Origin of the sequence: Pseudideonella sakaiensis, assembly GCF_048320135.1 — a bacterium.
Classification (GTDB): domain Bacteria; phylum Pseudomonadota; class Gammaproteobacteria; order Burkholderiales; family Burkholderiaceae_C; genus Ideonella_A; species Ideonella_A sakaiensis_A.
Window position 1 is genome coordinate 3,981,318 of record NZ_CP182947.1, and the last position, 26,057, is coordinate 4,007,374.

General features: G+C 64.3%; 30 protein-coding genes. 7 read left to right on the forward strand and 23 right to left on the reverse strand.

Annotated features, from left to right (window positions below):
• Nucleotides 1-2 precede the first annotated feature (2 nt).
• From ACNH6H_RS18220 to ACNH6H_RS18240, 5 genes are all read left to right on the forward strand, one after another.
• Nucleotides 3-170, forward strand: a complete 168-nt coding sequence (locus ACNH6H_RS18220) for a hypothetical protein (RefSeq protein ID WP_418319668.1) — start codon at nucleotides 3-5, stop codon at nucleotides 168-170.
• A gap of 168 nt (nucleotides 171-338) precedes the next feature.
• Nucleotides 339-584 (forward strand): helix-turn-helix transcriptional regulator, encoded by a 246-nt coding sequence (locus ACNH6H_RS18225; RefSeq protein ID WP_418319670.1) that lies wholly within the window; start codon nucleotides 339-341, stop codon nucleotides 582-584.
• Nucleotides 585-656: 72 nt separating this feature from the next.
• Nucleotides 657-1,913, forward strand: coding sequence for a DUF1173 family protein (locus ACNH6H_RS18230; protein WP_418319671.1), 1,257 nt, complete (start codon nucleotides 657-659; stop codon nucleotides 1,911-1,913).
• A gap of 94 nt (nucleotides 1,914-2,007) precedes the next feature.
• On the forward strand, nucleotides 2,008-2,259 hold the full coding sequence (locus ACNH6H_RS18235; RefSeq protein ID WP_418319673.1) for a type II toxin-antitoxin system ParD family antitoxin: 252 nt from the start codon (nucleotides 2,008-2,010) through the stop codon (nucleotides 2,257-2,259).
• The gene (locus ACNH6H_RS18240; RefSeq protein ID WP_418319674.1) at nucleotides 2,256-2,585 is read left to right on the forward strand and encodes a type II toxin-antitoxin system RelE/ParE family toxin; all 330 of its coding nucleotides are present in this window, start codon (nucleotides 2,256-2,258) and stop codon (nucleotides 2,583-2,585) included. The genes ACNH6H_RS18235 and ACNH6H_RS18240 overlap by 4 nt, the downstream gene beginning before the upstream one ends.
• Before the next feature lie 255 nt (nucleotides 2,586-2,840).
• Here the strand turns inward: ACNH6H_RS18240 and ACNH6H_RS18245 are convergent, their stop codons facing one another.
• From ACNH6H_RS18245 to ACNH6H_RS18275, 7 genes are all read right to left on the reverse strand, one after another.
• On the reverse strand, nucleotides 2,841-3,200 hold the full coding sequence (locus tag ACNH6H_RS18245) for an HU family DNA-binding protein (RefSeq protein WP_418319676.1): 360 nt from the start codon (nucleotides 3,198-3,200) through the stop codon (nucleotides 2,841-2,843).
• A gap of 255 nt (nucleotides 3,201-3,455) precedes the next feature.
• Nucleotides 3,456-3,902, reverse strand: a complete 447-nt coding sequence (locus tag ACNH6H_RS18250) for a hypothetical protein (protein ID WP_418319677.1) — start codon at nucleotides 3,900-3,902, stop codon at nucleotides 3,456-3,458.
• Nucleotides 3,899-4,471: a RadC family protein gene (radC, locus tag ACNH6H_RS18255; RefSeq protein ID WP_418319678.1), complete on the reverse strand. Its 573-nt coding sequence runs from the start codon at nucleotides 4,469-4,471 to the stop codon at nucleotides 3,899-3,901. Before radC ends, ACNH6H_RS18250 begins: the two co-directional genes overlap by 4 nt.
• 326 nt (nucleotides 4,472-4,797) lie before the next feature.
• A complete protein-coding gene (locus ACNH6H_RS18260) occupies nucleotides 4,798-5,178 on the reverse strand; it encodes a hypothetical protein (protein ID WP_418319680.1) in 381 nt (126 codons plus the stop codon).
• 150 nt (nucleotides 5,179-5,328) lie between these two features.
• On the reverse strand, nucleotides 5,329-5,805 hold the full coding sequence (locus ACNH6H_RS18265; RefSeq protein ID WP_418319681.1) for a hypothetical protein: 477 nt from the start codon (nucleotides 5,803-5,805) through the stop codon (nucleotides 5,329-5,331).
• 668 nt (nucleotides 5,806-6,473) lie between these two features.
• Nucleotides 6,474-6,722, reverse strand: a complete 249-nt coding sequence (locus ACNH6H_RS18270; RefSeq protein ID WP_418319683.1) for a hypothetical protein — start codon at nucleotides 6,720-6,722, stop codon at nucleotides 6,474-6,476.
• Nucleotides 6,723-6,878: 156 nt separating this feature from the next.
• On the reverse strand, nucleotides 6,879-8,057 hold the full coding sequence (locus ACNH6H_RS18275; RefSeq protein ID WP_418319685.1) for a phage integrase N-terminal domain-containing protein: 1,179 nt from the start codon (nucleotides 8,055-8,057) through the stop codon (nucleotides 6,879-6,881).
• Nucleotides 8,058-9,242: 1,185 nt separating this feature from the next.
• Here ACNH6H_RS18275 and ACNH6H_RS18280 point away from each other — a divergent pair.
• Both ACNH6H_RS18280 and ACNH6H_RS18285 read left to right on the forward strand, forming a co-directional pair.
• The gene (locus ACNH6H_RS18280) at nucleotides 9,243-10,283 is read left to right on the forward strand and encodes a PRTRC system protein D (protein WP_418319686.1); all 1,041 of its coding nucleotides are present in this window, start codon (nucleotides 9,243-9,245) and stop codon (nucleotides 10,281-10,283) included.
• A 346-nt stretch (nucleotides 10,284-10,629) separates the two neighbouring features.
• A complete protein-coding gene (locus ACNH6H_RS18285) occupies nucleotides 10,630-11,148 on the forward strand; it encodes a hypothetical protein (protein ID WP_418319687.1) in 519 nt (172 codons plus the stop codon).
• Nucleotides 11,149-11,472: 324 nt separating this feature from the next.
• Here ACNH6H_RS18285 and ACNH6H_RS18290 read toward each other — a convergent pair whose 3' ends face one another.
• The 16 genes from ACNH6H_RS18290 to ACNH6H_RS18365 all read right to left on the reverse strand — a co-directional run bounded on the left by ACNH6H_RS18290 (nucleotide 11,473) and on the right by ACNH6H_RS18365 (nucleotide 26,042).
• Nucleotides 11,473-11,694, reverse strand: coding sequence for a hypothetical protein (locus ACNH6H_RS18290; protein WP_418319689.1), 222 nt, complete (start codon nucleotides 11,692-11,694; stop codon nucleotides 11,473-11,475).
• An 869-nt stretch (nucleotides 11,695-12,563) separates the two neighbouring features.
• Complete coding sequence (locus tag ACNH6H_RS18295; RefSeq protein WP_418319691.1) at nucleotides 12,564-12,956, reverse strand: Zn-ribbon domain-containing OB-fold protein; 393 nt, start codon at nucleotides 12,954-12,956, stop codon at nucleotides 12,564-12,566.
• A gap of 3 nt (nucleotides 12,957-12,959) precedes the next feature.
• On the reverse strand, nucleotides 12,960-14,126 hold the full coding sequence (locus ACNH6H_RS18300) for a thiolase domain-containing protein (protein WP_418319693.1): 1,167 nt from the start codon (nucleotides 14,124-14,126) through the stop codon (nucleotides 12,960-12,962).
• Nucleotides 14,123-14,515: a MaoC family dehydratase gene (locus tag ACNH6H_RS18305; RefSeq protein ID WP_418319695.1), complete on the reverse strand. Its 393-nt coding sequence runs from the start codon at nucleotides 14,513-14,515 to the stop codon at nucleotides 14,123-14,125. Before ACNH6H_RS18305 ends, ACNH6H_RS18300 begins: the two co-directional genes overlap by 4 nt.
• Before the next feature lie 9 nt (nucleotides 14,516-14,524).
• A complete protein-coding gene (locus ACNH6H_RS18310; RefSeq protein ID WP_418319696.1) occupies nucleotides 14,525-14,926 on the reverse strand; it encodes a MaoC family dehydratase in 402 nt (133 codons plus the stop codon).
• Nucleotides 14,923-15,342, reverse strand: coding sequence for a Zn-ribbon domain-containing OB-fold protein (locus tag ACNH6H_RS18315; RefSeq protein ID WP_418319698.1), 420 nt, complete (start codon nucleotides 15,340-15,342; stop codon nucleotides 14,923-14,925). The genes ACNH6H_RS18310 and ACNH6H_RS18315 overlap by 4 nt, the downstream gene beginning before the upstream one ends.
• Before the next feature lie 2 nt (nucleotides 15,343-15,344).
• Nucleotides 15,345-16,496, reverse strand: a complete 1,152-nt coding sequence (locus ACNH6H_RS18320; RefSeq protein ID WP_418319700.1) for a thiolase family protein — start codon at nucleotides 16,494-16,496, stop codon at nucleotides 15,345-15,347.
• 14 nt (nucleotides 16,497-16,510) lie between these two features.
• On the reverse strand, nucleotides 16,511-17,641 hold the full coding sequence (locus ACNH6H_RS18325) for an NAD(P)H-dependent flavin oxidoreductase (RefSeq protein WP_418319702.1): 1,131 nt from the start codon (nucleotides 17,639-17,641) through the stop codon (nucleotides 16,511-16,513).
• Nucleotides 17,638-18,399: an enoyl-CoA hydratase/isomerase family protein gene (locus tag ACNH6H_RS18330; RefSeq protein ID WP_418319703.1), complete on the reverse strand. Its 762-nt coding sequence runs from the start codon at nucleotides 18,397-18,399 to the stop codon at nucleotides 17,638-17,640. Before ACNH6H_RS18330 ends, ACNH6H_RS18325 begins: the two co-directional genes overlap by 4 nt.
• A 185-nt stretch (nucleotides 18,400-18,584) precedes the next feature.
• Nucleotides 18,585-19,340 (reverse strand): SDR family NAD(P)-dependent oxidoreductase, encoded by a 756-nt coding sequence (locus ACNH6H_RS18335; RefSeq protein WP_418319705.1) that lies wholly within the window; start codon nucleotides 19,338-19,340, stop codon nucleotides 18,585-18,587.
• Nucleotides 19,341-19,353: 13 nt separating this feature from the next.
• Nucleotides 19,354-20,877 (reverse strand): AMP-binding protein, encoded by a 1,524-nt coding sequence (locus tag ACNH6H_RS18340; RefSeq protein ID WP_418319706.1) that lies wholly within the window; start codon nucleotides 20,875-20,877, stop codon nucleotides 19,354-19,356.
• A 25-nt stretch (nucleotides 20,878-20,902) separates the two neighbouring features.
• The gene (locus ACNH6H_RS18345) at nucleotides 20,903-22,075 is read right to left on the reverse strand and encodes an acyl-CoA dehydrogenase family protein (protein WP_418319707.1); all 1,173 of its coding nucleotides are present in this window, start codon (nucleotides 22,073-22,075) and stop codon (nucleotides 20,903-20,905) included.
• Nucleotides 22,075-23,340 (reverse strand): dihydrolipoamide acetyltransferase family protein, encoded by a 1,266-nt coding sequence (locus ACNH6H_RS18350; protein WP_418319708.1) that lies wholly within the window; start codon nucleotides 23,338-23,340, stop codon nucleotides 22,075-22,077. Before ACNH6H_RS18350 ends, ACNH6H_RS18345 begins: the two co-directional genes overlap by 1 nt.
• A 4-nt stretch (nucleotides 23,341-23,344) precedes the next feature.
• Nucleotides 23,345-24,124 (reverse strand): enoyl-CoA hydratase/isomerase family protein, encoded by a 780-nt coding sequence (locus ACNH6H_RS18355; protein ID WP_418319710.1) that lies wholly within the window; start codon nucleotides 24,122-24,124, stop codon nucleotides 23,345-23,347.
• A 17-nt stretch (nucleotides 24,125-24,141) separates the two neighbouring features.
• Nucleotides 24,142-25,122 (reverse strand): alpha-ketoacid dehydrogenase subunit beta, encoded by a 981-nt coding sequence (locus tag ACNH6H_RS18360; protein ID WP_418319711.1) that lies wholly within the window; start codon nucleotides 25,120-25,122, stop codon nucleotides 24,142-24,144.
• Nucleotides 25,119-26,042: a thiamine pyrophosphate-dependent dehydrogenase E1 component subunit alpha gene (locus tag ACNH6H_RS18365; protein ID WP_418321388.1), complete on the reverse strand. Its 924-nt coding sequence runs from the start codon at nucleotides 26,040-26,042 to the stop codon at nucleotides 25,119-25,121. The genes ACNH6H_RS18360 and ACNH6H_RS18365 overlap by 4 nt, the downstream gene beginning before the upstream one ends.
• Between the last annotated feature and the right edge of the window lie 15 nt (nucleotides 26,043-26,057).

Consider the following 26,057-nt stretch of genomic DNA (forward strand, 5'->3'; position numbering starts at 1 on the left):
TGATGTTTTTTGCCATGAAGCATGCCCGCAGCTATCAGAAGTTTGTTGGCGCCCTCGTGGCGGGATTGACTGTCGTTCGACGACAGCGTCGCAGACGATACCTGCACTGTCTTGTTATCGCCGCCACCCTGCGTGGCGCATTGGCAGCCCAATTCAAAGTGGGATCCTGAGCGCGATGAGCGCGAAGGTCTCGTCCGCGCGAAGGTCACTCGTCCGATGGGACGCAGGCGAGGGCCGTACCGGTTCGGCGTTCCTGGCGGCAGGCATGTTTCTGACCAGTGCCACCGCGAAAGAGCTGGTCATGACCCCTCCACGGCAGCCGCCGAAACGAGGCCATCATGCCAACCCAATCCACTCCTTCCACACCACCCGCGCCGCGCCGTCGCCAAGAGCCCGCCACGCTGCCGGCAATCGGCTTCGTGCGGGAACCGCAGGTGCTTGCGGTCATCCCGATCTCGAAATCGACCCTGTGGCGACGCGTCAAACATGAAACGTTTCCGAGGCCGGTCAAACTGTCGGAGCGCGTCACCGCCTGGCGCGCGGAAGACCTGCACAGCTGGATCGAACACCATGCGGATGATTGAGCGATCGGCGTTGCATCAACCGGCGTCGACGAGTCTGCGCATCGATCGTCGGTTCCATCGCTGCGTCGTCTAGTGGAACCGCAGCTCTTCGAGATCGGCGCGGATGTCGTGGAAGCGCTGGACCCGGCGCTTCAGCCGCTGCTGGAGCGAATCCATGGGACCGACGTGCGTCCACGATGCCTGTGCGTGGCCGGTGGTGTCGAGATGTATGTGGCTCGCCACTGGCGCTATGTCATCAAGCGGCTGCCGGGCACCGGCAAGTCCCATGCACCCAGCTGCCCAGCGTACGAACTGGATCCGGGCGTGTCGGGGCGCGAACAGCTTGCGGATGCCATCGACGAACGCGCGGGTCAGTACCTGCTGCGGGTCGATTTCCCCTGGACGCGATCGGTCCGAAACAGTGACGAGGGAGAACGAGCGATCACGAGATTGGAGGGCGAGTGCGGTCGCAAGAACATTCGAAGAATGAGCCTCAAGGCCCTGACCCACTTCCTGTTCGATCAGGCCGGCTTCACGCGCTGGAGTCCGGCAATGGACGGCAAACGCAACCAATGGGTGCTGCTGAAATACCTGCAGCAAGCGGCTGCCGAACTGATCATCCAGGGTGTTCCTCTGAGTGAGCGTCTTTACGTTCCCGAACCGTTCAGCGAGGCGACCCACCAGGCCGCAGCCGAACGCAGGCGGGAGAAGTTGTCGTTCCTGCAGCCCGCCGAGGGGCGCTATCCCCTTGCCGTGGTGATCGGTGAGTTCAAAGGCGTCGAGCGCAGCGTCTCGGGCTACCGGGTCTGGATCAAGCATCTGCCGGATGCGCCGCTGTTGGCGTCAGGCGTGACCTGGCAGCGCATCGAGCGGTCCTTTGCGACGGTGCTGGAGTCGCGCGATGCCGACGGACCAGTGCGGGCCCGACTCGTCATGACCGCGCTGATCCGGGCGCGGCAAGAAAACACCTATGAACTGGATACGGCATGCCTGTCGCTGTCGAGTGACCAGTGGATTCTGGTCGACCATCACCGCGAACTCCCGCTTGTGAACGCACTCGTCGAGCAACGCCGGCGTTTCTTCAAGCCCCTGCGGTTTGACCTGCGCAGTGCGGCACCCATCCCCAACGTGCTCCTGCTGGATGCCGGACGCCAGCCGGTGGCGATGCATGTCCTGAGCCCCTTCATGAGGCCAGCCGAACGACATGCAAAAGAGGTGGCCGTCGCCTCTTCGGCGGGACCGGTGTGGACCTGGGAGACCGGCACACCGTTGCCGACACTGCCCGCCATCGACTGGGCGTTGCCTGGGGCTGGCGGAGTTCGCCTCGGGCGGCGTACGGCCAAGCTCTGAGGCCGGTGGCGTTCCGGCGTGTCGACTTGCCGATTCACGCTTCTACCGCTCCAGGCGAGTTGACAACTGTTGTTAATCTGCGCAGAATCTTTTCATGAGCCGCCAAACCATGAGCTTTGCCCTTCCCGAATCGATGCGCGATTACATCGACGAACGGGTATCCACGGGCAGCTACGGCAACACCAGCGAATACATCCGCGACCTGGTACGCCGGGATCAGGAAGAGCAGGCCAGGAAGCGACTTCGTGATCTGATCGAAGAGGGACTGGCATCCGGGCCTGGCCGCCGTCGCACCAAGGGCGATGAACAAGAACTGCTCGCCATCGCTCGTGGCGATATCGAGTGAAGCCGGCGGTTCTGCGCCCGCAGGCGTTCCGCGACCAGCAAGGCGAAGCACGCTACTACCGCAACGAAGGAGGAACGAGGGTGGCCGCCAGGCTGGTCAAGGCGACCAATGCGGCGCTTGACCAAATTGAACTCGACCCGGGAATCGGCTCACCGGCGCTCGGGAAGCGGTTGGGTATTGCGGGGCTTCGGACCTGGCAAGTCGCCAAGTTTCCGTTGCTGTGGTTCTACATCGAACGCCACGACCAACATCTGGACGTCGTCAGGCTGTTGGGTCAGCGACAGGACATCGTGACGATCCTGGGTGCCGAGTTGCCCGCGATCTGAATTGAGCGCGGATTGATGTTGCCGACATTCTGGTGTGCGGCGAGGCGTGAGTGGTCGGCTCATCCCGCCAACGTCATGGGTTCTCCGTCCGACCTTGGGGCGACGCGGGTACAGCGTCAGGCCGCTATCCGCGGCATCGCTGGCTTCGGCAAGCAACCAGGCGATGCCGGCTTCCGGCCAAAGGCGGATGGCATGACCGGCTGAGCCTTCACGACAGCGCCACAGGTCTGGCAGGTCAGGCTCTGAACCGGTGAATCAGCGTTTGCTTGCCCTGGGCTTCGCGGTTTTGACCGCGGGCTTCCCGCTGGCGCCCGCCTTGGCTGATTTGCGCGCCGCGCCCTTCGGGTCGACAGCCGCCTTGAACGTTGTACCCGCGGTGAACTTCGGCAGTTTGGCCGCAGCGATCTTGATCTTCGCGCCGGTCGCCGGATTCACGCCGTTGCGTGCCGCACGGGCGTGGAGCTTGAACGATCCGAATCCCGGAATCACAACCGACTCCCCCTTCTTGACCGCGGTGACGATGACGTCGAGCAACGTCTCGACGACTCGTCCGGATTCAGCCTTGCTCAGGCTGTGTTGCGTTGCCAGATGGTCGATCAGTTCTGATTTGTTCATTCAATGGTCTCTTCGTGCCCCCGCCATTCGGGTAGCAGATTGTCCGGCAAGATGTCGGCAACGGTGGCGGGTTTGAACCGAATAATCCGCACGGTTTTATGTCGAGCGTCCACTCATCGAACTGATTTCGATTCGCCGGAACCGGAGCCAGCAGGCATCCACGCCCATCCGCAACCGAACGAGCGCGAGGCGCTCTTGGGCCATTGGTAGCCCGGTGGTCGACAAGGTCAGAGGGTTTCCCCTCCGACCTTGCGACTACGCCGGATAAAGCGTCAGGCCCTCAACCGTGGCGCCGCTGGCTTCGAACAGCAACCAGGCGACCCCGCTGTCTTCGGCGATCCTGAAAATCTCCGCCAGATCCGCTTCCTCGGGTTTGACATACGCCGGCTTGCCGACGTAGACGAACCCGCCGTAGTGCACCGGATAGGCGTTCACCGACAGCCCGTTGTTCACGAGCTTCTCGCGTGTCGGCACACTCAGGTGTCCGACCGACAGCGATACCAGGTACTCCGACAGTTGCCGGAACGACGCCACCATCGACTCATGCCGATCCGACTGCCTTGCGACGGCGGGTTGGCCTGTCGCGAGACGGTAGGCAGCGCATCCGTCCCACGCGCCAGCCCTTGAGGCGCCAGAAGACACGTCGACATGCACTGCGGCATCGCTGGCAAGCGTCCCAATGGATGATCCGGTGCGCTTCACAGCAAACCCCGCTCGGCGAACGAAACGATGGTGGTCCGTGCCACCACAAAATGATCCAGAACGCGGACGTCGACCAGACTCAGCGCAGCCTTCAGTGTCTGCGTCAGATGCTCGTCTGCCCGGCTGGGTGTCGCATCGCCACTCGGGTGGTTGTGCGCGAATGCCGCTGCCGCGGCGTTTGCCAGCAGGGCACCCTTGACAATTTCGCGGGGGTAAACGGAGGTCTGCGTCAGTGTGCCCCTGAACATCTGCACCGCGTCGATCAAGCGATGCTGGGCGTCGAGGTACAGCACGACGAACACTTCATGGTCCAGGCCCGAAAAAAGCAGGCGCAACCAGTCGCGAATGCTTTGCGGAGAGGACATCAGGGGACCTGCGCGCAACGACTCCTTCAGGTCACGCATCAGCAGTTCACGGGCCACATTCAGCTTGCGATCGACAGCAGTCTGCACATCGCTCCTGTCGGGGGCATTGAGGTTGTTGTCGTCGATCATCTGTTCACAGGCTCGATGGGCCGTGGCGAGCAACTCGCCGACCAGTTCGGCCCGTGTCATTTGGTTCGGATTCAAGGCGTTCTCCTTCAAGTGGGGTTGATGAGGGACGCCGACCCCTTCGGGAACGACGTTCCCGTGGGGAGTGACAGTGCAGGTAACGTCTGCGGCGCCGGCTGGTGCCGGGGTTGGTGTCCCGAAGGACCGTTCAGATGAACGTCGTTGTGATGGCTGCAGGCGGCCGTTCAGGCTGCCGTGGTTTCAGGAACGGGCGCCGCCGAAGCGTTCGCCGCGGCCCCGGACTGCGCCGCGTCCATTGCGCGCGGCTCGATCCGGGCGAGCACCATGCCTCGGGGCGTGGAGACCGCCAGCTTGCCGGCGTGGCGTGTCCACGTGCCGGCGAATTAGTAGTCCCGGTTTACCCCAAGCTGAAACCGGACCAGCTGAACCGCAGCCTCGAAGGACTCCCTGGTCGCCGTGCTGGCCAGATCACCGGATTCGGCGTCGAAGAGTTGGACCAGGTAAGCGGTGGTCTGAGGCTCGCCGTGACACTGCAGACGCAGGGTCAATTCGGGCGATGCCGCCAGGCCTGCTGACAGGCTGTCGGCGCCCCGACCGAGCAGGCGGTCCAGCCGAAGCAACAACGAATCGGCGCGTGTCCGATCCTGGAGGACCAGGTGGGTGCGCAGGGCGAGGAGGGTATCGAGCATCTCGCGCAAATCCCGCAGGGCTGCGCGATCGGCCATGGCTTCCATGGCCTGCAGGGTGTCTTTGACGTTGGGCATGAATTTCCTTTGAAAGGTGCCGACTGCCTCAAGCAGGCAGTGGGTGGGTTGATGGATTCCTTGCGGATGGAAGGCGAACAGAAAGGCCTGCGATGACGCCGGCCTGAAACGCAGGCCGTGGAGGGCCGCTGGCCACTCCACGTCCGCGCTTCAAGCCGCCCTGGTCACTTGGTTGGTCACCTGGCTGGCGTCGGCGGCGGCATCGGCCGCGTGGGTGCGCAGCGTTGCCGGTCGGTGCTGGGCAATCGGTCTGCCGGGACTCGCCATCCGAGCCGACTTCCGATCACCAGACCTCCACTCGGCCGCCATGTCATGGGCATCTGATACGAGCGCCCTGATCAAGCCGGTCACGATGTCCGACAGCGACAGAACGCAGCGCCTGGCGGCCTGCGCCGCTCGCCGATTCCGTTGCTGTCTGGCCTTGTGATGGCGCAGCGTCTGCCGGCAGCAGAGGTAGAGCGCCAGGTGGGCTCGCTTGCTGTCGGGCTCGGCCTCGAGCTGTGTCAGGACCTCGTTCGCCACGCCCGCATCACGGCGAGCTCGGCGGTAGAAGCTGACCCAGGTTCTCTCTTCTTCCTTCTCGATGCCGGATCGCCTGGGCTTCGAGCGGTATCCCGTGGACTGCATGGTGTGTACTCCCGGTGAAAGGGACACACCCATCCCGGCGGGGAGAGATGCGCTCCCCGGTGGCAGGTCGGCAACGGCATGAATGGCCGGTTGCCGCGATGGTGAAAACGTTTGCTCCGACGGTCCGGATCCGATGACCTGGAACCGAACGCGTCGGGCAAACTGGGCAAGCGCAGGTGCGTGGACTCACCGGCGCGGTGGCAGCTCGCGCGGACATGGCGTCCGCTGGAGCAAGGCAGCGATCCGGGGAGGCTGTCGAGCGACCTGCCGGACAAGTCCGGAGCCGCCCAACACCCTGCCCACAGGGCGCATTCCTGTCGTCGAAACAACGAGATCGAACATGGCGTTATCCTTCTAGTAGAAGGGGAACGCCAGTCCCAATCGGGGAACCTGGGTTCCCCGTTCGGGATGCTCCAGCCCGCAAGGGCGAAGCGCGAAGGTGCACGCGAGGTGCACCGACAAAAGCTCGGCAGGGCCGAGGTCAAATAACGCCGGTTAGGGCATGACAGGCACAAAGGCCCGAATCCTCAGTGCAGTTAACGACTGCGGCGCCAGCGAACTGGACTTCAGGCGACCGGAGTCGTGGCTGAAGGCTTTGCAGGCGCGATGCCTACGAGAGCGATGCCAGTATGGCGCGTGGGGCCCAGAGGCTCAAGGGGGCCGACCGCTCACCGCGCCATCCACCCGCGAAAACCCGCCTTGGTTGGGGGCGTTTTTGCAGGCGGTTTGTTGTTGGAGTCGGCACCCATGCGGCTGCGACCCAACTGATCCCGGTCAAGGTGATGCCCGCCCGGCGCACCGAGAATCGATGCGGCGAAGACAGCAATGGCATCAGGATGCTCCGCGAGGAAAGCGATGAGGCCGAGCGAAGGGTCGCTGGAGATCATCCGCGTCGACATCAGCGACGTGGAGGCCAATCATGCAGCGTACGCAGCGCCGATCTGGAGATGGAGCGGCAAGCCACGTCAAGGAGGTGGCTAACGACACACCGTTACCGGGCTTGCCTTCGCTCCTGCAGAACAGAATCGTTGGGTCGGCTGTGCTCGCTGATTCGCTGACACGGCAGCGAAGGTTTATGTCGAGCCCGACCCATCCAACTCGGTACCAGGTGGAATTTTTTGCGTCTTGTTGCGCTTCGCAATGGACGGACCCAGATACGCACCGGCCGCGCGCGGCCTCGCGTGCCCCGCCAAGTGAGCCACGGCAAGCCGGGCGCGGGCATCGAGTTCGGGATCGACGGGACCTCCGCCGCGGACCGGCGACGGCTGGCCGGTCCGGTCCTCGTAGCCGTCGTTGAAGACCTCGTGCCGCAGACCGTGTCCGGTGACGCCGAGATCACGGTCAGTGATGCCGAACTTCTCCATGACGTAGGCCAGGCGGCGAAGGTTGCGCTTCAGGTCGAGGTTCGGGTCGCCCATGTGAGCGTCCCGAGTGGGAACGATGCGCTGGGCATTCGCGATGGCGTCCCGCGCCCTTTGCGAATCGATCGCGACCCATCGCTTGCGGCCGCCTTTGCCGTGCACGTCCACAAACCACTCGGCGGTATGCTGCGTGACCAGAAGATCTGTCTCGGTGGCCGGAACCACGTCGACGAACGGCCTGATCAACAGGGACTCCTTCTTCCGAAACGCCAATGCCTGCATCAGGCGCATGCAGGCGCACGCCCGGGCGTCATAGAGGGCGATCTCGTTCAGCAGGGCGTCCACGTCGATGCCCTTCGGCGTCCAGCTCTTGTCCCGCTGCGCATATTCGTGCCGTTCGTATTCCGCCAACTGCAGGCCGTAGGATGCCGGCGGCCCGATCATTCCGGGCTTGCGCAGCCACAGCGCCAACCCGCGCAGAAAACTCAGGTAGGTCTGGATGGTCGCCGGCGCCAATGGCTCTCGTTGCCAGATGGATACCATCGCCTGAACATGCTTCTGCCGCAGGCTGCGGGGATCCGGAATCCGACGGAAGCCGGCCTTCGCCTTCAGGTCCCGAAAAAACCGACGCAGGAACAGCGCACGGTCGTGTCGAGTCTTGTGCGACACCGTCTTCTCCAGCGCGGTGTGCTGCATGTTGAACCGCGACAGGATCAGGTCGAGTACCTGGAGTGGCTTGGACTTGCCCGCCGGATGTTGCGCCAACAGGTCTTCCGTGCTCAGTTCGGCCAGCGCGCCGCGGCGCGGGGTGTCACCGTGGGCGACGCTGCGGGTCAGAGATCCCTGCCGACGGCGCCGGGAGTGAGGGGGGTTCGTTTCTGAAGTCGGCATCCGATGCATTCCTTCGTGTGGCGCGTCGTCCCGTCGGCGCAACCGGTGATTGGGGGAGCCTGAACAGGTCGACGGCGGCGGCTCCAGGCCCGCCGTCGAGTGGTCGGTAGTTGTCGGCGCCGCGCGCGACCACCCGGCCGCGGCGCTGAACCCATGCTGTTTGCCGGCCCGTCACGGCACCGGCTCGGTCGGTCTTAAAAATACGGTTTGATCCGGTCCGGCTCCGCATTTCTGCGGGGTGCCGGAGTGTTTGACGCGTCCGGGCTTCTGGTCCCGGGTTGCGTCGGTGGGCACAGGTCTGGCCCGTGCCCACCCTTGGTGGATCAGCTCTGGTCTCGTATCGCCATCGACCGGGGTGGGATCCGCCCCTGACCGAAAGTCCAGGGCGGGGCCGGTCCTTGAGCGAGGCGCGCGGGGAGCCCTTGAAGGGCAATCACGACCGCGCGGTGCGATTGAACGCGTAGCTCAGGTGATGGCGAGCTCGGTGAGGCGGGCATCGGGTCCCACTTCACAACAAACGATGACTCTGGTGCGTCTCGGGGACGCCCGGCGCAAGCCGGCACAAGACCCAGGTCATTCGACTACGAGTTGACTCGGCCGCCGTCTCGGGGACGACGGCCATTCCGGTTCTGGACCGGAAGCTCTGAGTGCAGTTAACGACTGCGGCGCCTCTTCGCTCACATAGGAGCAAGGCCAGGAGGGGTGCCTTCGGGAATTGACAGTGGACCTCAGGCGCGACGCGGGGTCAATGCGTCATCTTCATCCGCCTGCGAAAACGCCCCGCTTTGGGGGTGGTTTTTGCGGGTGAATCCGAACGTGAAATCGACCCGATAAGGTGCGTTTATCAGCCCGAACTTGCGCAGAGTGAGCATTCATGCGGGGTTGACAAGGGTTTGGTTGGCCTCTGGTTCCGCTTTGAACCCGAACTGATAAATGGACGGATCGGGATGAAGGGCATGAAGCGGCGAAGGGGACTGTCAGTCGATCGGCGCTGGAGTGTGGGCGTCTCAGCCAAAAAAGAGCGAAATCTAGATACGTCCACCCGGAAAGTCAGTCGGCTGTCTACCGGTTGTATTTCGAGGGGTCTGACCCATGAATCATGCGTTTTTAGGCATGATTTCGGGTGGACGAAAGGGGCCTTCGTCGCCAATCTGTGCGTCTTTCGAGGTCCCCGGGAGATATCAGATGAGCATGGTCGTGAGGGCGGTGGATGTCGGGTCCGGCAACACCAAATACATCAAGAAGGTCGACGGTGACGCCATCACGTGCGACAGCTTTCCGTCGATCGCCTACCGCAGCAGCGAACCGGTTCCGAGCTGGGCAGCAGGCGACAAGCTCAAGACGATGTGTGTACCGGTCGGATCGCTGTTCTACGAGGTGGGGCCGGATGTGAACCTGGTGGCGGACAAGGTCCGTGTCAGCCACCTTCACGACGACTACATAAACTCGCCGGAATACCTTGCCTTGCTGCGGGGGGCGTTGCGCATGATGGACGTTCCTCATATCGACCTGCTCGTGGTCGGTTTGCCTGTCGACTTGGTCCGGCTGCGACGGTCGGCGCTGGAGCGGCTGATGGTGGGCACTCATGACGTGGGCGATGGCAAGACCGTCACGGTGGCCAAGGCGTTGACGGTGGCGCAGCCGCAAGGCGCGCTCGTCCACTACGCTTCGCTCGCCCGCAAGTTGAAGACGATCGGCAAGGAGATCAGCTTGGTGATTGATCCCGGTGCGAGAACCTTTGATTGGGTGGTGTGCAAGGGCATGAGGCTGCAGACGCGACAGAGCAATTCGAGCAGCAGAGGGATGTCCAATGTGGTCAAGGCCGTGGCATCGGACATCTCGATCGCGCTGGGCGCTCAAATTCGAAGTCTCGACCTGATCGATCGGGCACTGCGCACCGGCAAGCCGCCTGTCTTTTTCCAGAAGGCCTACGACCTGAGCCGGCACATGGCGGTGGCCGAGGGCGTCACTGCCGAGGCTGTTTCTAAGCTCAAGGAATATGTCGGCGACTGGGAAGCGCTGCAGAACATCATCCTGGTCGGCGGGGCGGCGTTCATGTACCGCAAGGCGGTCAAGGCCGCCTTCCCGATGCACCAGATCGAGGAACTGAAGCAACCAATGTTTGCGAACGTCAAGGGGTTCCAGCTTGCCGGACAGAACCATGTGCTGGCGGCGAAGGATCCGGTCCCCCTTGAACCTCAGGACCGTTCGGAAGAGAGTGCATGACGAGCGGGCAGGGCAGGGGGATGCGACTGCGCGTGGTCCTGGAGTTCCACCGAGAGGACCAGCCGCGGCTGTTCGACGACCTGATGCGATTCCCGAAGGGTACCAGGCGTGTCAATCGGCTGCGCTTCTTGGCACATGACGGATTGATGGTCGCAGAGATGCCGCCGAGTTGGGCTACGCAGCGACCAAAGCCGAGATCGCCGCCGGCTCCCGCCGAGGGCAACGATGCGTCGATAACCGATGACGTCTTCGATCAGAGCGACGGCGCCTGAACAGGCGCGCCGCGCGGGGTTGACAACGCGCCGGCCCATGAGAACTTGGAACTCCCGAACCCAAGGAGTTCCTCATGCGCGATTTTTATGTCGTCAGCGGCCGACTGGTCGAAGTTCACCGGTTCATCAACGTTCCCTTGCGTTGGTACGAGCATTACCCGGCGCGCGAGCGCCGCGAACTCTGGATCGCGACGCCGGAAGGTCGGGAGGTCAAGCTGGTGGTGCACAGCCGGCAGATGCCCGCACGATGTGGGCATCACGTGGAAGCCGTGTTGTTCAGGGGCGAGTTGGTTGGTCTCCTGAACACCACCACGGGTGCCCAGGTGAACTACGCCCGGGCAGATCCACCTCTTAAATGGCGTCGGCTGGACAGTGCGTTGCTGTCGGCCGTGCTCTTCATGACCTTTGTGTCAATCCTGATGGGCGGGGTGATCCTCCCGGTCGTGATGGGGTCCGTGGCGCTGAGTTTTTTTCCTATCGCACTCCTCGGACGTATTGCTTCAAACGTCAGGGCGAGATTGGACGTGGATCGCGCGCTCGAGAAGGTGGTGAGGATCAGCGCACCCCGAACGCTTCTGCGCAGGGTCAAGTGAGGGATGGGTGCTGGCAATCAGCGATCTCACGTCGCCGTCTCGCCGCCAGGTGCCGTAGGCGACCAGCCGGGTATTCAGCACCCGGCGCTTCGCCGTCGAACTGAGCTTGGACGCAACAATGCTGGCCGCCAGCAGCTCACCGAAACGACGCCGGTTTCATCCTCGAGAAAAATGGCCGTGCCGACACCGGCGACTTTGCGCCGCTGTTCGATTCCTGCGATCCTGACGCCGTGATCGATACGTCACGGACTGACCAACCAGTTCGGCTTCTAGCGCTGCTGAGGGCGTTGACCGACCGGACGACACGTCTCGCTCAATCAACGGCTACCGCAGGGTGAATCGACGCAATTGATCCCGGGTCACGAAAGCTGCACCATCGTCCGTTGCAAACAAGCGCTCACCCGTGGCCAGGCGATAAGTCGGCAACTCTTGGTCATCAGCTTGATCGCCATCGCAATTCGCCGTGGTGAGCGAAGCCCACGTGCGCACGATGATGACTGCTTCGCCGCGTGAGCCGATTGCTTCCAGCCGGTCTGTCCTGTCCATCAGCCACCTCCTTCTGATGGCGTCTTCGACGCCATCAACCTGTTTCTACAGACTTTCGGGTTGAGTATCACACCGCTAGAGTACTGGATGTTTAACCAGTATATTTCATCGGTGGAAAAATGAACGGAGTGCCGGAGCGAACGTGGGTCGCGGCGTTTTCGCACAGGCTGTAAAGGCAATGGCCAACGGTGAATCCGCTCAATTGGAAGAATTGGGCGCCGCCTTGTGTAGGGCCCCACACCTGCGTGCGCTGGAACCAACGGATGCGGCAGCCGAGTGGCTTCGACATATGCTGCATGAATAATTCGTGGGGGTGGCCTGGACGTGTCAACGCCGAAGTAAATCTGACCCACGTTCTCATTTGCATGAGGGACCTGTTGCGCGAGTTGACGGTCGTTTACCGCAGGGTGAATCGACCCGCTTGGTCCTGTGTCACGAAAGCGGCATCGTCAGTTGCAAACAAGCGCCCACCCGTCGCCAGGCAATACGTCGGCAACGCCTGATCGTCAGCCTGATCGCCGTCGCAACTCGCCATGGCGAGCGGATGCCATGTCCGTACGATGATGGTCGCTTCGCCGCGAGAGCCTATCGCCTCCAGCCTCTCTGTCCCACCCATCAGGTCACCTCTTTTTCATGGCGCCGTCGACGGCATCCACTTGTTGTTACAGACCGCCTAGGCCGAGTATTCCAGCAGCTGAATACTGGATGAACAGCGTCCTGACCAGAAGTCTTTCTGATGTTGACCTGTATCTTTCGTCTCCATTCAGACCCGTTCTGCGACTTGTTGTTGTCGAACCTGCGGGTTGCGCACGTGGCAGACTCTCAGGTGTCAGCGCACGTACGGCTCACGCCGGCCCGATGCCGCCGCATCAGGCCGGCGTGAACATCGGCAGCGCAGGGCCGCCCTCGCTCGGCCGGAAGGTCAGCTTGACAGGCTGGCCGATGCGCAGCTTGTCGTGGTCGCAACCGACGATGTTGCTCATCATCGTCGGACCTTCTGCCAGCGTCACGTATGCGATCACATAGGGAATTGCGGCGCGGCGCATGACGCTGTAGCTGTAGATCGTTGCGTGCCCGCTGGCGTTGCCCCATTCAGTGTTCGGGCTGAAGCAGAAGGGACAGCTGTCCCGAGGGTAATGATGGTGCTCGCCGCAGTCGAGACAGTGCTTGACCAGCAGCTTGGCTTCAGAAGTGGCGTCCCAGTATTTCTGCATCTCCGGATACACCGTCGGTGCAACGTATTTAGGTTCCTTGTCGGCCATGCGTCATTCCCTTTCCATGATCAACGTGCCACTGCCGTGGCGCGTGCCGAGCGAGCCGCCGGTGCCATGTGCCAGCGCCAAGCTGCAATTTGCTACCTGCACTTCAGGATGTGCCTCGCCCCGCAATTGCCGCACCGCTTCGATGACCTTGGTCATGCCGCCGCGGTTTCCAGGGTGGTTGTTGCACAGGCCGCCGCCATCGGTGTTGAAAGGCAGCTTGCCGGTGCCCGAGATCAAGTTGCCGTCCGAGACGAAACGGCCGCCTTCGCCCTTCTTGCAGAAGCCGAGGTCTTCCAGCGTCAGCAGCACGGTGATGGTGAAGCTGTCGTAGATCGATGCGTATTGAATGTCGGCCGGCTTCACGCCCGCCTCGGAAAAGGCTGCCGGGCCGGTCCAATTGGCGCCAGTGGTCAGCAGATCCACCTTGCCCCCGGTCTGGGTGCGCACGAATTCCCCGGTGCCGAGCACCTTGACCAGCGGGCGCTTGAGTTGGCGCGCGATTTCGGGGCGGACCACGATCAGCGCACCGCCGCCGTCGCTGATGACGCAGCAATCCAGCCGGTGCAGCGGATCGGCAATCATCGGTGAACCGACCACATCCTGTACAGTGACGACGTCTCGCACAACGGCGTTCGGGTTGTGCTGTGCATGGTGCGAAGCCGCGACACGGATCCAGGCCAACTGCTCGCTGGTGGTGCCGTATTCGTACATGTGGCGCATCGCGGCCATCGCATACATGTTCACGGTGGTGGGTGCGTAGGGAAGCTCGAACGGCACGTCGGGCGCGGCGCCGTAATCGCGCGGCGCGGTGCCGGTGGCCATGCCTTCGGCCTTCGGCCGGCCGGCCAGCGTGATCAACGCCACGTTGCAGCGCCCAGCCGCGATGGCTGCCGCGGCGTGTGCCACGTGCACCACGTAGGACGACCCGCCGGTCTCCGTCGTGTCCACATGGCGCAACTTCATGCCCATGTAGTCGACCATGCTCAGGGCCCCGAGGCCGGGTGCGTCGCCGGCACAGAAATAGCCGTCGACGTCGTTCATGGTCAAGCCGGCGTCGGCCAGGGCCCCACGCGCGACCTCTGCGTGCAATTGCGCCACCGACTTGCCATCGGCGCGCCGGGTCGGATGCTCGAATGCGCCGGCGATATACGCCTTGCCGTTGAGGCTCATCGGGCTTTCTCCTTTTCTGGTTTGATGGTTGCAGTGCCGCGAATCACGTCCTGCCCGTTGGCGTTGCGGACCCAGACATCGTAGGTCGGCGGCTCGCTGCCGTCGCGCAATTCGCCGCCGCCGGACACGTCATCGTCGATGCGCACCGGCTGGACGAAGCGGATTTCCAGCTGCACGCGGTTCAGTGCATCGATGCCCACCGTGTTCTTCAGAGCCTGCCAGATCAGGGCCACCGACATCGTGCCGTGGGCGATGATCCCGCCCATCGGGCTTCTGGCGGCGAACTCCTTGTCGACGTGGATCGGGTTGTAGTCGTTGGTCACCGCCGCGTACTTCATGATGGTGTTGAAATCGACGTGTTTGGTCGATGGCTTCAGTTGCTTGTCCATGCCTGCCCCTTACTGCGCGACCAGTGTGGTCATGATGCCGGTGAACAGCAGTTCATCCGAGCCGGCAACCCACGTCTCGCTGCGGATACGCACCCACTTGCGGTCTTTCTTGATCTCCTTGTCCAGGCACCAGACCTCGGTGCGCAGCTTTTCTCCGATGCGCGGCATGCGCTGGATGTCGAAGGTCTGTCCACCATGCACGCCACCGGGCGGTCGCGGCGAGTTCAGTGTCAGTACCGCGTCGATGACGATCATCGCCAGCATGCCGCCGGGCATCATCGCCGGGTCGTCGTCGTTGGGATACACGCTGCGCCACTTCGCGATCGTCGCCTCGTCGACACTGAAGTCGCGCGTACCATAGCTGTTGCCGGGCTCGTAATGGTCGTAGTTGAACATCGCCTCTTTGCTCATGCTGTTGCGGGCTCCACTTGCGGAATCTTCTGTTCGCTGCCGGCACGCGCTTCAAAGCAGACGCGCACGCGCATGCCGATAGTCACCGTGACCGGATCGCAATGCAGCACGTTGCACATGAAGCGAAAGCCCTCGTCCATGTCGATCAGCGCCAATACGTAGGGAGTATCGGCCACGAATGAGGCAATTGGCGCACGATGGATGACCGAGAAGCTGGCGACCCGTCCGCTGCCTGCCGCGACCTGCCATTCGAGGTCGCCGCTGTGGCAATGCACGCAGGCCGAACGCGAATAGAACTGCGCCTTGGCGCAATCACGGCAGCGCTGGAATGCAAAGAAGCCCTGGTTCGCGCCGTCCCAGTACGGGTGGCTGATGCCATCCGGTACGGGCATTGGCTTGGCTTGCATTTCGGCCATGTTCAGGCCCTCCCCATGATGATCGAGCAATGACCGGAAAAGATGCCGCCCAGTGTGTGGGCCAGCGCAACTTCAGCGTCCTTGACCTGGCGCGGCCCACATTCGCCGCGCAGTTGCCGCACCGCCTCGACGACGTGGAACATGCCGCCGGCCGCACCCGATGAGCCATAGGACAGCAGCCCGCCGTTGGTATTGACCGGGAATCGCCCGCCGATGGCGAATTCGCCGGCCAGCGCCGCCGGGCCAGCCTCGCCACGGCCGTAGAAGCCCATCGACTCCAGCGTGATCAGCAGAGTGCTGGTGAAGCAGTCGTAGATATGGGCGCAGTCGACGTCCTGGTGCTTCAATCCGGCTTCGGCCAGTGCGTCGGCGGCCGATTGCTTGCAGCCGAAGTCGACCAGGGAGGGCGCGGCGAAGATGTGCTCGTGGGTATGGCCCTCGCCAATCCCCAGCAGCTCGATCGCCCGCTTCGGTCGATCGCGCGCGGTTTCGGAAGCACTCACGATCACCGCCGCACCGCCGTCCGACACCAGGCAGCAGTCGAGCATGCGCAGCGGCGAGGCAATCAGCTTGGACTTGCGTACGTCGTCCATCGTGATCGGCTTCTTCATGTGCGACTGCGGGTGCAGCGCGGCATTGGTGCGTTGGTTCACCGCCACGGCAGCGAGATGGTCACCGTTGAGCCAGCCTTCGTGGAAATAGACCTGTGCAGCCATCGCGAAAGCTGCCGGCACGCTCATGCCATAGGGTTGCTCGTACTGGGGATGGCCGACATCAGCCAGCGCCGCCTGCACTTTGTCGCCCATGCCGGTCAGCCGGTTGTCGCCGGTGACGCACAACACGTGACGGCAAATGCCGGCCTTCACCAGCGAGGCGGCATGGCGCACCAGCAGCCCACCGGTCATGCCGCCCATCGCGATGGAGGCGTTGACCTTCGGTTGCAGTCCGATGTATTCGCCCAGCACGCCGCCAAGCATCAGTTGCGGCGAGGCGAACGAGTAGGCGGTGAGCAGGCCGTCGATGTCCGACACCTTCAGACCGGCGTCGGCCAGCGCGCCGAGGCTGGCATCGGCATGTAATGACATGCAGGTGCTCTCGGGCAGCGCACCGACCTGGGTGTCGTGTACGCCGCTGACAATGGCTTTGATTCCCATGATTCTCCTTCGGTCTAGGCCAGGCTGATGCGCAAGTCGCGCTGCAGCCGGTGGATTTCGTCGATTGCACCGCTCACCAGGTCGGCCATGATGTCGCGCGCCGGACGCCGGCACTTCACCATGCCGCCGACCTGGCCGGCGATGTTGTAGAACAGGTCATGGCGGCCGGCGGCCAGCGCCGCGGACAGAAAATCTTCCATCAGGATGCGCTGGTGCGGGGTTTCCAGCGTCGGCAGGCCGGACTCGGCCCAGGCCTGCGAGATCTCGCCGTGCAACGCGCGCACGGTCTTTCCGGTCCACACCTTGCTGATGCGAAAGACCTCGGAATCCGCAGCGACGATCTGCTCCTTGCAGGCGTCGAAGAGCTCGCACTCGTCGGCTACCAGGAATGCCGTGCCGAGCCAGACGGCCTGTGCGCCCAGCGCCAATGCGGCGACGATGCCGCGACCGTCGCCGATACCGCCGGCGGCGATCACCGGTGTCGGGCTTACCGCGTCCACCACCTGCGGGATCAGCGGTAGTGAGGCCACCGTGCCGGTGTGACCACCGGCTTCGGTGCCCTGCGCGACGATCGCGTCGACGCCCGATTTGCGCTGGCGCACGGCATTGCGCACCGAGCCCGACAGGCCGATTAGCTTCATTCCCTGGGCGCGTGCCCTCGGCAACAGGAATTCGGGGTCACCCAGCCCGGCGGCGAACAGCGGCACGCGCTCTTCGAACACCACCTCAAGCACCGACTTGGCGTACTCGATATTGACCACCGTCTCGTCGGCTGGTTCGACCGCGGGCAGTTCGTAGCGCTGGATCAGCGTCTGCACAAAGGCAGCATGCCGCGGGAAGCGCTGGCGGATCTCGTCGCGCACGCCGGAACGGGTGTCGGGTGCATCGGCAATGCGCGCGGGCAGCAGCAGATCGACGCCAAAAGGGCGGTCGGTCAGCGCTCGCACTTCGCGGATGCGGCGGCGGGTTTCGTCGGGCGACAGGCCCGAGCAGCCGAGCACGCCGCAGCCACCCGCCTGCGATACCGCCGCCACCAGTCTTGGCGGCGTGGCGCGTCCGCCCACGCCCATGCCAGCCAGGAAAATAGGGTATTCGATGCCGAGCGAGTCGCAGAACGCGTTGCGCAGGAGTGGGCGCGTCGTCACTTGAATTCAGGTTTGCGCTTGCTGCGAAAGGCGGCCACGCCTTCCTTTACGTCATCGGTCTGGAACAGGAACGGAAAGGCATCGACCGCATAGCGCATGTCGTCGCCACCCAGCCCCCGGTTGAAGAAGGACTTGGCCATCTGGACCGCCATCTGTGGTTTGCCGGCCAGCTTGTCGGCAAAGGCCATCGCTTCGTCGAGCAGCTTCTCATGCGCCACCGTGCGCAAGGCAATGCCCAGACGCACGGCTTCGGCAGCGTCGATGGGCTCGCCCAGCATGCTCATCTCCTTGGCCTTGGGGCGGCCAACGATGGCGTGCAGTCGCAGCAGCGCAAAGCCGGGCAGCAGGCCGAGCTGGATCTCCGGCACGCCGAAACGGGCCCGCTCAGAGGCGAGGATGAAGTCGCAGGCAATCGCCAACTCGAAGCCGCCGCCGAAGGCCACACCGTTGACCGCCGCAATCAACGGCTTGCGGCAGCGCTCAGGCGCTTCCAGCACCGGTAGCACATCACCAATGAAGCTGCGGGCCTGCTCCGGCGTGGCCGGAAACGAGCTGATGTCGGCCCCCGCGCAAAAGGCCTTGTCGCCGCGGCCGGTCAGGATGCCCACGCGGATCTCGTCGTCGGCCTCGATTCTTGCCAGGCTCTCGATAATCCCTTCGCGAAGGGCCAGCGAGATGGCGTTCAGCTTGGTCGGCTCGTCCAGCGTGATGACCGCGATCCGGCCTTTCTTCTCAAATTCGACACTTCCGATGCGCATGGGATTTCCGATCAAGGATGGAGCGTGAGTAGGGCGCTGGCGGTATCCGATTCCGAACTCCGCCGACCCTGTCGCTTGAAAACGCAGTGCGTGTTCTAACAAACGTTCGGTAGCTCGTCAAGGGCAATCTTGCTGACTTCATCGGTTGACAACTGGCAATCCAATGCTGCGAGTCTGGATTCTGCTCAGCAATGTCGCAGTCCCCCATAGGCTGCCCACGGCGTGGCCACCAGGTAGCCGGCATCGACCGGCAGGTTGACGCCGGTGATCGCGGAGGCTGCAGTGGATGCCAGAAATGCGACCGCGCTGGCGATTTCTGCGGCCTCGATCACCCGCCCCATCGCGGCGTTGCTGGCCAGCAGATCGCTGGACAGCGTCCGTGTCGTGATGCCTTTCTCCAACGCCGGCGTCTGCGTAAATCCCGGCGACACGGCATTTACCCGCACGCCCCTCGGGCCCCATTCCGCCGCCAGGCATTGGGTGAGGTTGATGACTCCGGCCTTGGCCGGTCCGTACGAGTGAAGCGGCCCCGAGCCCATGCCGGCGACCGATGCGATGTTGACGATTGCGCCGCTGCCGCGCTCGGCCATCGCGGCACCGAAGCGGGCGCAGCACAGGTAGGTGCCGCGCAGGTCGATCCGCGCCACGAAGTCCCACTCGCGCAATGACAGTTGTTCTGGCGGCAGCGTGCGCTGCAAGACACCGGCGCTGTTGACCAGCACCTGCGGCACGCCGCATTGCGACAGCACAGCCGCCACGACCGTGTCCACCGAGTGTTCGTCGCCGACATCCAAGGTCAGCGCGATGCCACCCACCGCCTCGGCGACCGCACGCGCGGCAGCCTCGTTGCGATCTGCCACCACCACCCGCGCACCGGCCGCGGCGAGCAGCTGTGCGCACGCATTACCGATACCGCTGGCGCCACCGGTGATGACGGCCACCTGCCCTGAAAAGTCAAGTTTCATGTTGTCCCGCCAGTTCGATTGACGTCAGCTCGGCGCGCAAGACACGCTTGAGCACCTTGCCCGACGGCAGCCGGGGCAGCGTTTCGCGCAGCACCAGTTGCTTCGGCAACTTGAAGCCACCAAGTTTGCCGCGACAGAACGATTGCAGATCATCGAAGCTCAGCGTCGCTCCCGGGCGCAGCACGACCACCGCAGCCACCCGCTCACCCCAGCGTTCGTCCGGCAGGCCGACCGCCGCCGCTTCTAGCACCTGCGGCAGCTGGTAGAGCACCCGTTCGACCTCGCTCGAGGCGATGTTCTCGCCGCCGCTGATGATCATGTCCTTCTTGCGGTCGGTCAGAAACAGGAATCCCTCGGCGTCGAGATGCCCGACGTCGCCGGTGCGGAACCATTGGTCGGGATGGAAGCTGGCCGCAGTCTTTTCAGGGTCGCGCCAGTAGCCGCTGGTGACCTTGGGTCCGCGCAGGCAGATCTCGCCCGTCTGGCCGGCTGGCATCGCCTGGCCGTCGTCGTCGCAGATGCGAATCTCGACATGTGGCAGGGCGCGGCCGGTGGAACCGATCTTCTCGATCTCGCGGCCGGCGTCCATCAGCGTATCCCCCGAACAGCTTTCGGTCAGTCCGTAGCCATCGATGTAGCGGCCGGCCTTGAACAGTGAGCTGAACTCGCGGATGCGTTCTTCGGGAGTGCGCTCGCCGCCACCGATCTGCCAGCGAAAACTGCTGACGTCGAAGCGTTCGCGATCGGGTAGTGCGAGCAGGCGGTTCAGCATCACCGGCGCCATCCAGCCGGCGGTCAGCCGCTCGCGCGCGATCAGCTCCAGCGTCTGTTCGGGTTCGAACTCGCGTTGCACCGCCAGCAGGCCGCCCATCTGCAGCACCGCCAGGCCGGGCAAGTCGAAGGCGCCGACATGGTACAGCGGTCCGACAATGAGCAGCCTCTCGCCACCGTGCAGACCAAGCACCGCGATGTGGTCCAGGCACTTCCAGTGGTAGTTGGCGTAGGAGTGGATCACGCCCTTGGGACGGTCGGTGGTACCCGAGGTGTACATCAGGCGGAACAGGTCGTCCGGCCGGCACACCCGCGGCGCCGGCACCGGTTCGGCCGCCGGACCGATGCGGCGGCTGTCGGACTGCGCTGCCTCGTCGACTACCGCCATGTTGGCGAAGCCGCCGGCCAGCTCGCGCAGTTCTTCGTCCACGAGCAGCAGTTTGACACCCGCATGGCCAACGATGTAGTCCACCTCGTCGCTGCCGAGCCGGTAGTTGATCGGCAGCAGAACCGCGCCAAGGTGGCTGACGGCCAAGGCCAGCTCGATGAAGGCGCAGCTGTTTTTCATCAGCAGCGCGACGATGTCGCCGGCGCCAATGCCGCGCGCGCTCAGACTGCCGGCAGTGGTGGCGATGCGTTGTGCCAGTGCGCCGTAGCCCAGGCGCTGGTCGCGATAGATCAGCGCCGGACGCAGCGGCTCGGCACGCGCCCAGCGCAGGACGGCAGCACTCAGATTGACCATGGTGGTTTCCTCTGCATCAATGCGCTCAGTACGAGCGGGGCATGCCCAGATCGTGATTGGCGACGAAGTTCAGGATCATTTCCTCGGATACCGGCGCGAAGCGGAACAAGCGTGCATCGCGCCACAGGCGTTCGACATGGAACTCGGTGGCGTAGCCCATGCCCCCCATGGTCTGCATTGCACGTTCGGTGGTCCGCCCGACAACCTGTGCGGCGAGCAGCTTGGCGGCATTGGCCTCGCTGCCGTAGGGCAGCCCCATGTCGCAGTTCACCGCCGCCTTGTGGTTGAGCAGCCGTGCCGCTTCGATCTCGACATGGCATTGCGCCAGCGGGAACTGCAGTCCCTGGTAGCTGCTGATCGGCATGCTGCCGAACACCTTGCGATCGTTGCCGTATTTCACCGCCAGCTTGATGGCGAGCTCGCCGGTGCCGGCCAGCGCCGCGGTGGTGACGATGCGTTCGGTGTTCAGCACGTCGAGCAGTTCGTGCCAACCCCGGTGCAGCGTGCCTACCAGTTCGTCGGAGTCGATGTGCACGTCGTCGAAAAAGACGCTGCTCGACGCCAGCGTGCGTGTCCCGACCTTGTCGATGGCGCTGTGCGTCAGGCCCTTGCGGTCGACATCGATCATGAACATCGACAGGCCGTCGCTGCGCGACTTGCATTCGTCAAGCTTCTTGGTCCGTGCTACCACCAGCATCTTGGCGGCATCGGGCACGCCGGTGATCCAGATCTTGCGGCCGTTCAGGCGCCAGCCTGCGCCGCCGGCTGCGGCGAAGCTGCGCAGCTCCAGCGTGTTGGTGCCGGCATCAGGCTCGGTCAGCGCCATGCAGCAGTTGATCTCGCCGGTGATGATCTTTGGCAACAGCTCGGCCTTCATCGCGGGCGTGCCAAAGCGCGACAACGCCACGCCGCCGAAGATCGGGTTGATCATGAAGAGCTGGCCCACCGTAGAGCCACCCCCGCAGGCGGCCAGTGTCTCGACCACCAGTGCCAGTTCGAACATGCCCAGCCCGGATCCGCCAACCGCCGTCGGCAGCGCAGCACCACACAGGCCGGCCTCACAGACGGCGTGCCAGAACTCGATCGGAAAGGCCTTGGCCGCGTCCTGCTTGCGCCAGTATTCGAGGCCGAAGTGATCGCCGACCTTGCGCGCCGCATCGATCATCAGTTTCTGTTCGTCGGAAAGTCGAAAGTCCATCATGACTCCTGCAATAATTCTTCAAACAACAGCCGCGTCGGATGGGTGAGTCCATCAACGATGGCATGCAGCAGTGCCGCGCCGCTGACGCCATCGAGCACGCGGTGGTCGACCGACAGCGTGAGCATGATCTCGTGCTGCAGTGTCGGTTGGCCCTGCGCGTCGGGGCGGAACAGCTCGCGCACGCCGCCCACGCCGAGAATCATCGACTGGCCGGGGACGATGATCGACGTCATCGATGCAAGGCCGGCCATGCCGGCGTTGGAAACGGTGATGGCGCCACCGGCCATCTCGTCGGCGCCCAGCCGCCCGGCCCGGGCCCGCTCGGCCAGCGTGTTGGCCTGGCGCGCCAGTGCGGCCAGACCCAGTCGACCGACGTCGCGCAACACCGGCACCAGCAGCCCGTGTTCGGTGTGCACCGCAAGGCCGACATCGCTGTCGTCGAGCACCAGCACGCCTTGTGCTGTCCAGACACGGTTCAGCTCGGGCAGTGAGCGCAGCGCGCGGCCCACCGCGGCGACGATGTAATGGTTCAGTGTCAGGCGCGGCTCGGCAGCCGGGTCCTTCAGCTTGTCGTGCAGTTCGAGCAGGTTGGAAACCTCGGCCTCGCGCGCAAGGTAGAAGTGCGGGATCTCCTGCTTGACCGCGGTCAGGCGTGCCGCCATGGCCTGCTGCCTCGGCGTCAAGGGCTTCAGGTGACCGCGCGGCGCGCCGATCGCCGGCAAAGTGGTGGGCAGCGGGTGTGCGGTCGACACAGTCACGCCGGACGCTGGTGCCGGCGGTAAGCCCGCAGCCTCGACGTCGCGTGCACGCACGCGGCCGCGCGGCCCTGAGCCGGTCACAGAGCTGAGTTCGATGCCGCGTTGCCGGGCCAGCTTGCGTGCCCAGGGTGTGACGGGCCGGCGCTCCTGCAAGGCCATGGCGTGCGGGAGTGACAAGTCCGTTGACGCCACCATCGCTGCCGGCATTTCGGCAGCCGGCCGGCTGGCGTGCGCTGGCAGCGTCGCCGGTGCTGCAGCGGCACCGCAGTCGTCGTCCCAGTAGCCAAGGACGGCGCCGACCGGCACGGTCTCGCCGACGGCCGAGCTCTGGACGCCCATGATCCCGTCACGCTCGGCCGCGATCTCGCTGGCAGCCTTGTCGTTCTCGACCACGAACACACAGTCGCCGGCGTTGAATCGCGCGCCCGGGGCCACCGTCCATTCGGCGAGAACGCCGTCGGTCATCGTCAGGCCCAGCTTGGGCATGATCCAGTCGCGGAGCACGCCGTCAGGTTCCGCTGAAATCGGCTTTTCGCTTGTCCAGGAAGGCACGGCAGCCTTCGTGGGCGTCCCGGCTGTCAAGCACCAGGCCGATCATGGCCTGCTCATGCGCCAGCGCTGCCGGCAATGGCATCTCCAAACCATGGCGCAACGTGCGCTTGAGCAACTTCAGCACCAGCGGCGACTTCTCGGCAATGCGGGCGGCCAGCGCCAGCGTCTCGTCGAGCAGGCGCTCGCGCGGTACGGCGCGATTGCACATGCCCAGGGCTACGGCCTCGGCGGCGCTGATCTGGTCGCCGGTGAACATCAGCTCCTTGGCTCGACAAAGCGGGATCTGGCGGATCAATCGCTGCGTGCCGCCGGCACCGGGGAAAAGGCCTAGAGTGATCTCGGGCAGGCCAAGCTTGGCCTCCTCGGCAACCAGGCGGATGTCCAGCGCCAGCAGCAACTCGGTGCCACCGCCCAACGCCCAGCCGTTGATCGCACCCAGCGTCGGTTTGTCGCAGTTGTCGAAGCGGTTGACCAAATGGTGGATGACTTCGGCAAACTCCTGGTAATGCGCCAGGCCCTTGCGGCTGTCGAGGTCGGCGATGTCGCCGCCGGCAACAAACGCGCGCTCGCCGGCACCAGTGATGACGATGACGTGCACGCCGTCGTCGGCCTCGAAGGCGGCCAGCGCAGCATCGAGCTCGTGCATGGTCGCTACGTCGATGGCGTTGAGTGTCTTCGGCCGGTTGATGGTCAGCAGCCCGACCGGGCCGCGCTTTTCGCTCAGGATATTGGACATGGTGATTGCCTTTGTGTTCAATCCAGCGTGCGCCGCAGTGCGCTGACGATGCCCGCGACGCCGATCGCATAACCCTGCTCGAGCGACTTCGCGAACGGCACCGGCATGAACGGTGCACCGACCCGCACGATCGGTGCGTCGAGATCGTCGAAGCCTTCGTCGGCCAGCGTGGCGGCAATTTCGGCACCGACGCCGAAGGCCTGCACTGCCTCATGGACGATGACGGCGCGGTGGGTGCGTGCCAACGAGGCGAGGACGGTGCGGCGGTCCCAGGGCTGCAGGCTGCGCAGGTCGATGACCTCGATTTCGACACCTTCGGCGGCGAGCTGCTGCGCCGCCAGCAGCGATGTGTGCACGGTCGCGCCATAGGTCACGAGCGTCGCGTCGCGTCCCGCACGCACCACCTTCGCTGTCCCGATTGCATCGGTCGCAGCGCAGTCCACCGGGCCCTTGCTGCCGTACAGGCCCTTGTGTTCGATGAAGATCACCGGGTCAGGATCGGCGATGGCCGCTCGCAGCAGGCCGTAGGCGTCACCGGGTGTTGCGGCGCAGACCACCTTCAGGCCGGGAATGTGTGCCAGCCAGGATTCCAGGCATTGCGAGTGCTGCGGCCCCGCATTAAGCCCGCCGCCATGCGGCGTGCGCATCACCATCGGTACGCTGCATTGGCCGCCGAACATGAAGCGCGCCTTGGCTGCCTGGTTGACCAGCGCATCCATCGCCAGCGTGACGAAATCCATGAACATGATCTCGACCACCGGTCGCAATCCCGACAGGGCAGCGCCGACCGCAGCCGAGACGATGCTGGCTTCCGAGATCGGTGTGTCGAGGACGCGCTTCGGACCGAATTCATCGAGCAGGCCGCGCGTCGCCTTGAACGAGCCACCCGGCGCCCCGATGTCCTCGCCCATCACGACCACACGTGGGTCTTCGGCCATGGTGTCGCGCAGGGCCATCGCGACGCTGGCCATATATTTCATTTCTGTAGTCGTGCTCATGCCGGCAGCGGGGTATAGACGTCGGCCAATGCGGGCGCAAAGTCCGGCAGGCCGTCGGCGCGTGCGGCGGTAATCGCCGCTTCGATGCGCTGCGCCACCTCGCTCGCAGCAGCGGCCAGCACGTCGGCGCCGATCCCGGCCTTGCGCAGCGCGGCCTGGGCGCGTTCCAGGGGATCGATCTTCGCGCCGGCCTGCAATTCTTCGGCAGCGCGGTATTTCTGCGGATCGCCTTCGAAGTGGCCGCGCACGCGGTGTGTCTTGCATTCCAGCAGGCGTGGTCCGTTGCCGCTGCGAATGGCCGAGGTGGCGCGTGTCGCCGCGTCGGCCACCGCCAGGACATCGTTGCCGTCCACCAACTCATGGACGATGCCGAAGGCCGCCGCCAGACCACCGAGTTGCGCGGCAAATTGACGCGCGGTGGGCGAGAACTCCGACCAGCCGTTGTTCTCGCAGACCAGCAGCAGCGGAGTCTTCCACAGCGCAGCCATGTTCAGCGTCTCGTGCAACACGCCTTCGGCCATCGCGCCATCGCCGAAGAAACTCACCGCCAGAGCGCCGGTGCCCAGCACCGACTGTGCGAGGGCACTGCCCAGCGCGATCGGAATGCCGGCGCCGACGATGCCGTTGGCGCCGAGGATTCCAAGGCTGGTGTCGGCCACGTGCATCGAGCCGCCGCGGCCCTGGCAAATGCCGCCGGCCCGGCCCATGACCTCCTTGAAAAAACCGTCCAGCGCCAAGCCGCGCGCCAGCACGTGGCCATGGCCACGGTGCGTGGTGGCCAGCGTATCGCCGCTTGCCAGCGCCGAGCAGACACCGGCGGCGATCGCCTCCTGGCCGATGCTGAGGTGAATGAAGCCCGGCACCTCGCCGTCGGCGAACAGTTTGGTCAGAGCCATCTCGGCCTGACGGACGAGCAGCATGGTCTGGTACAGCGC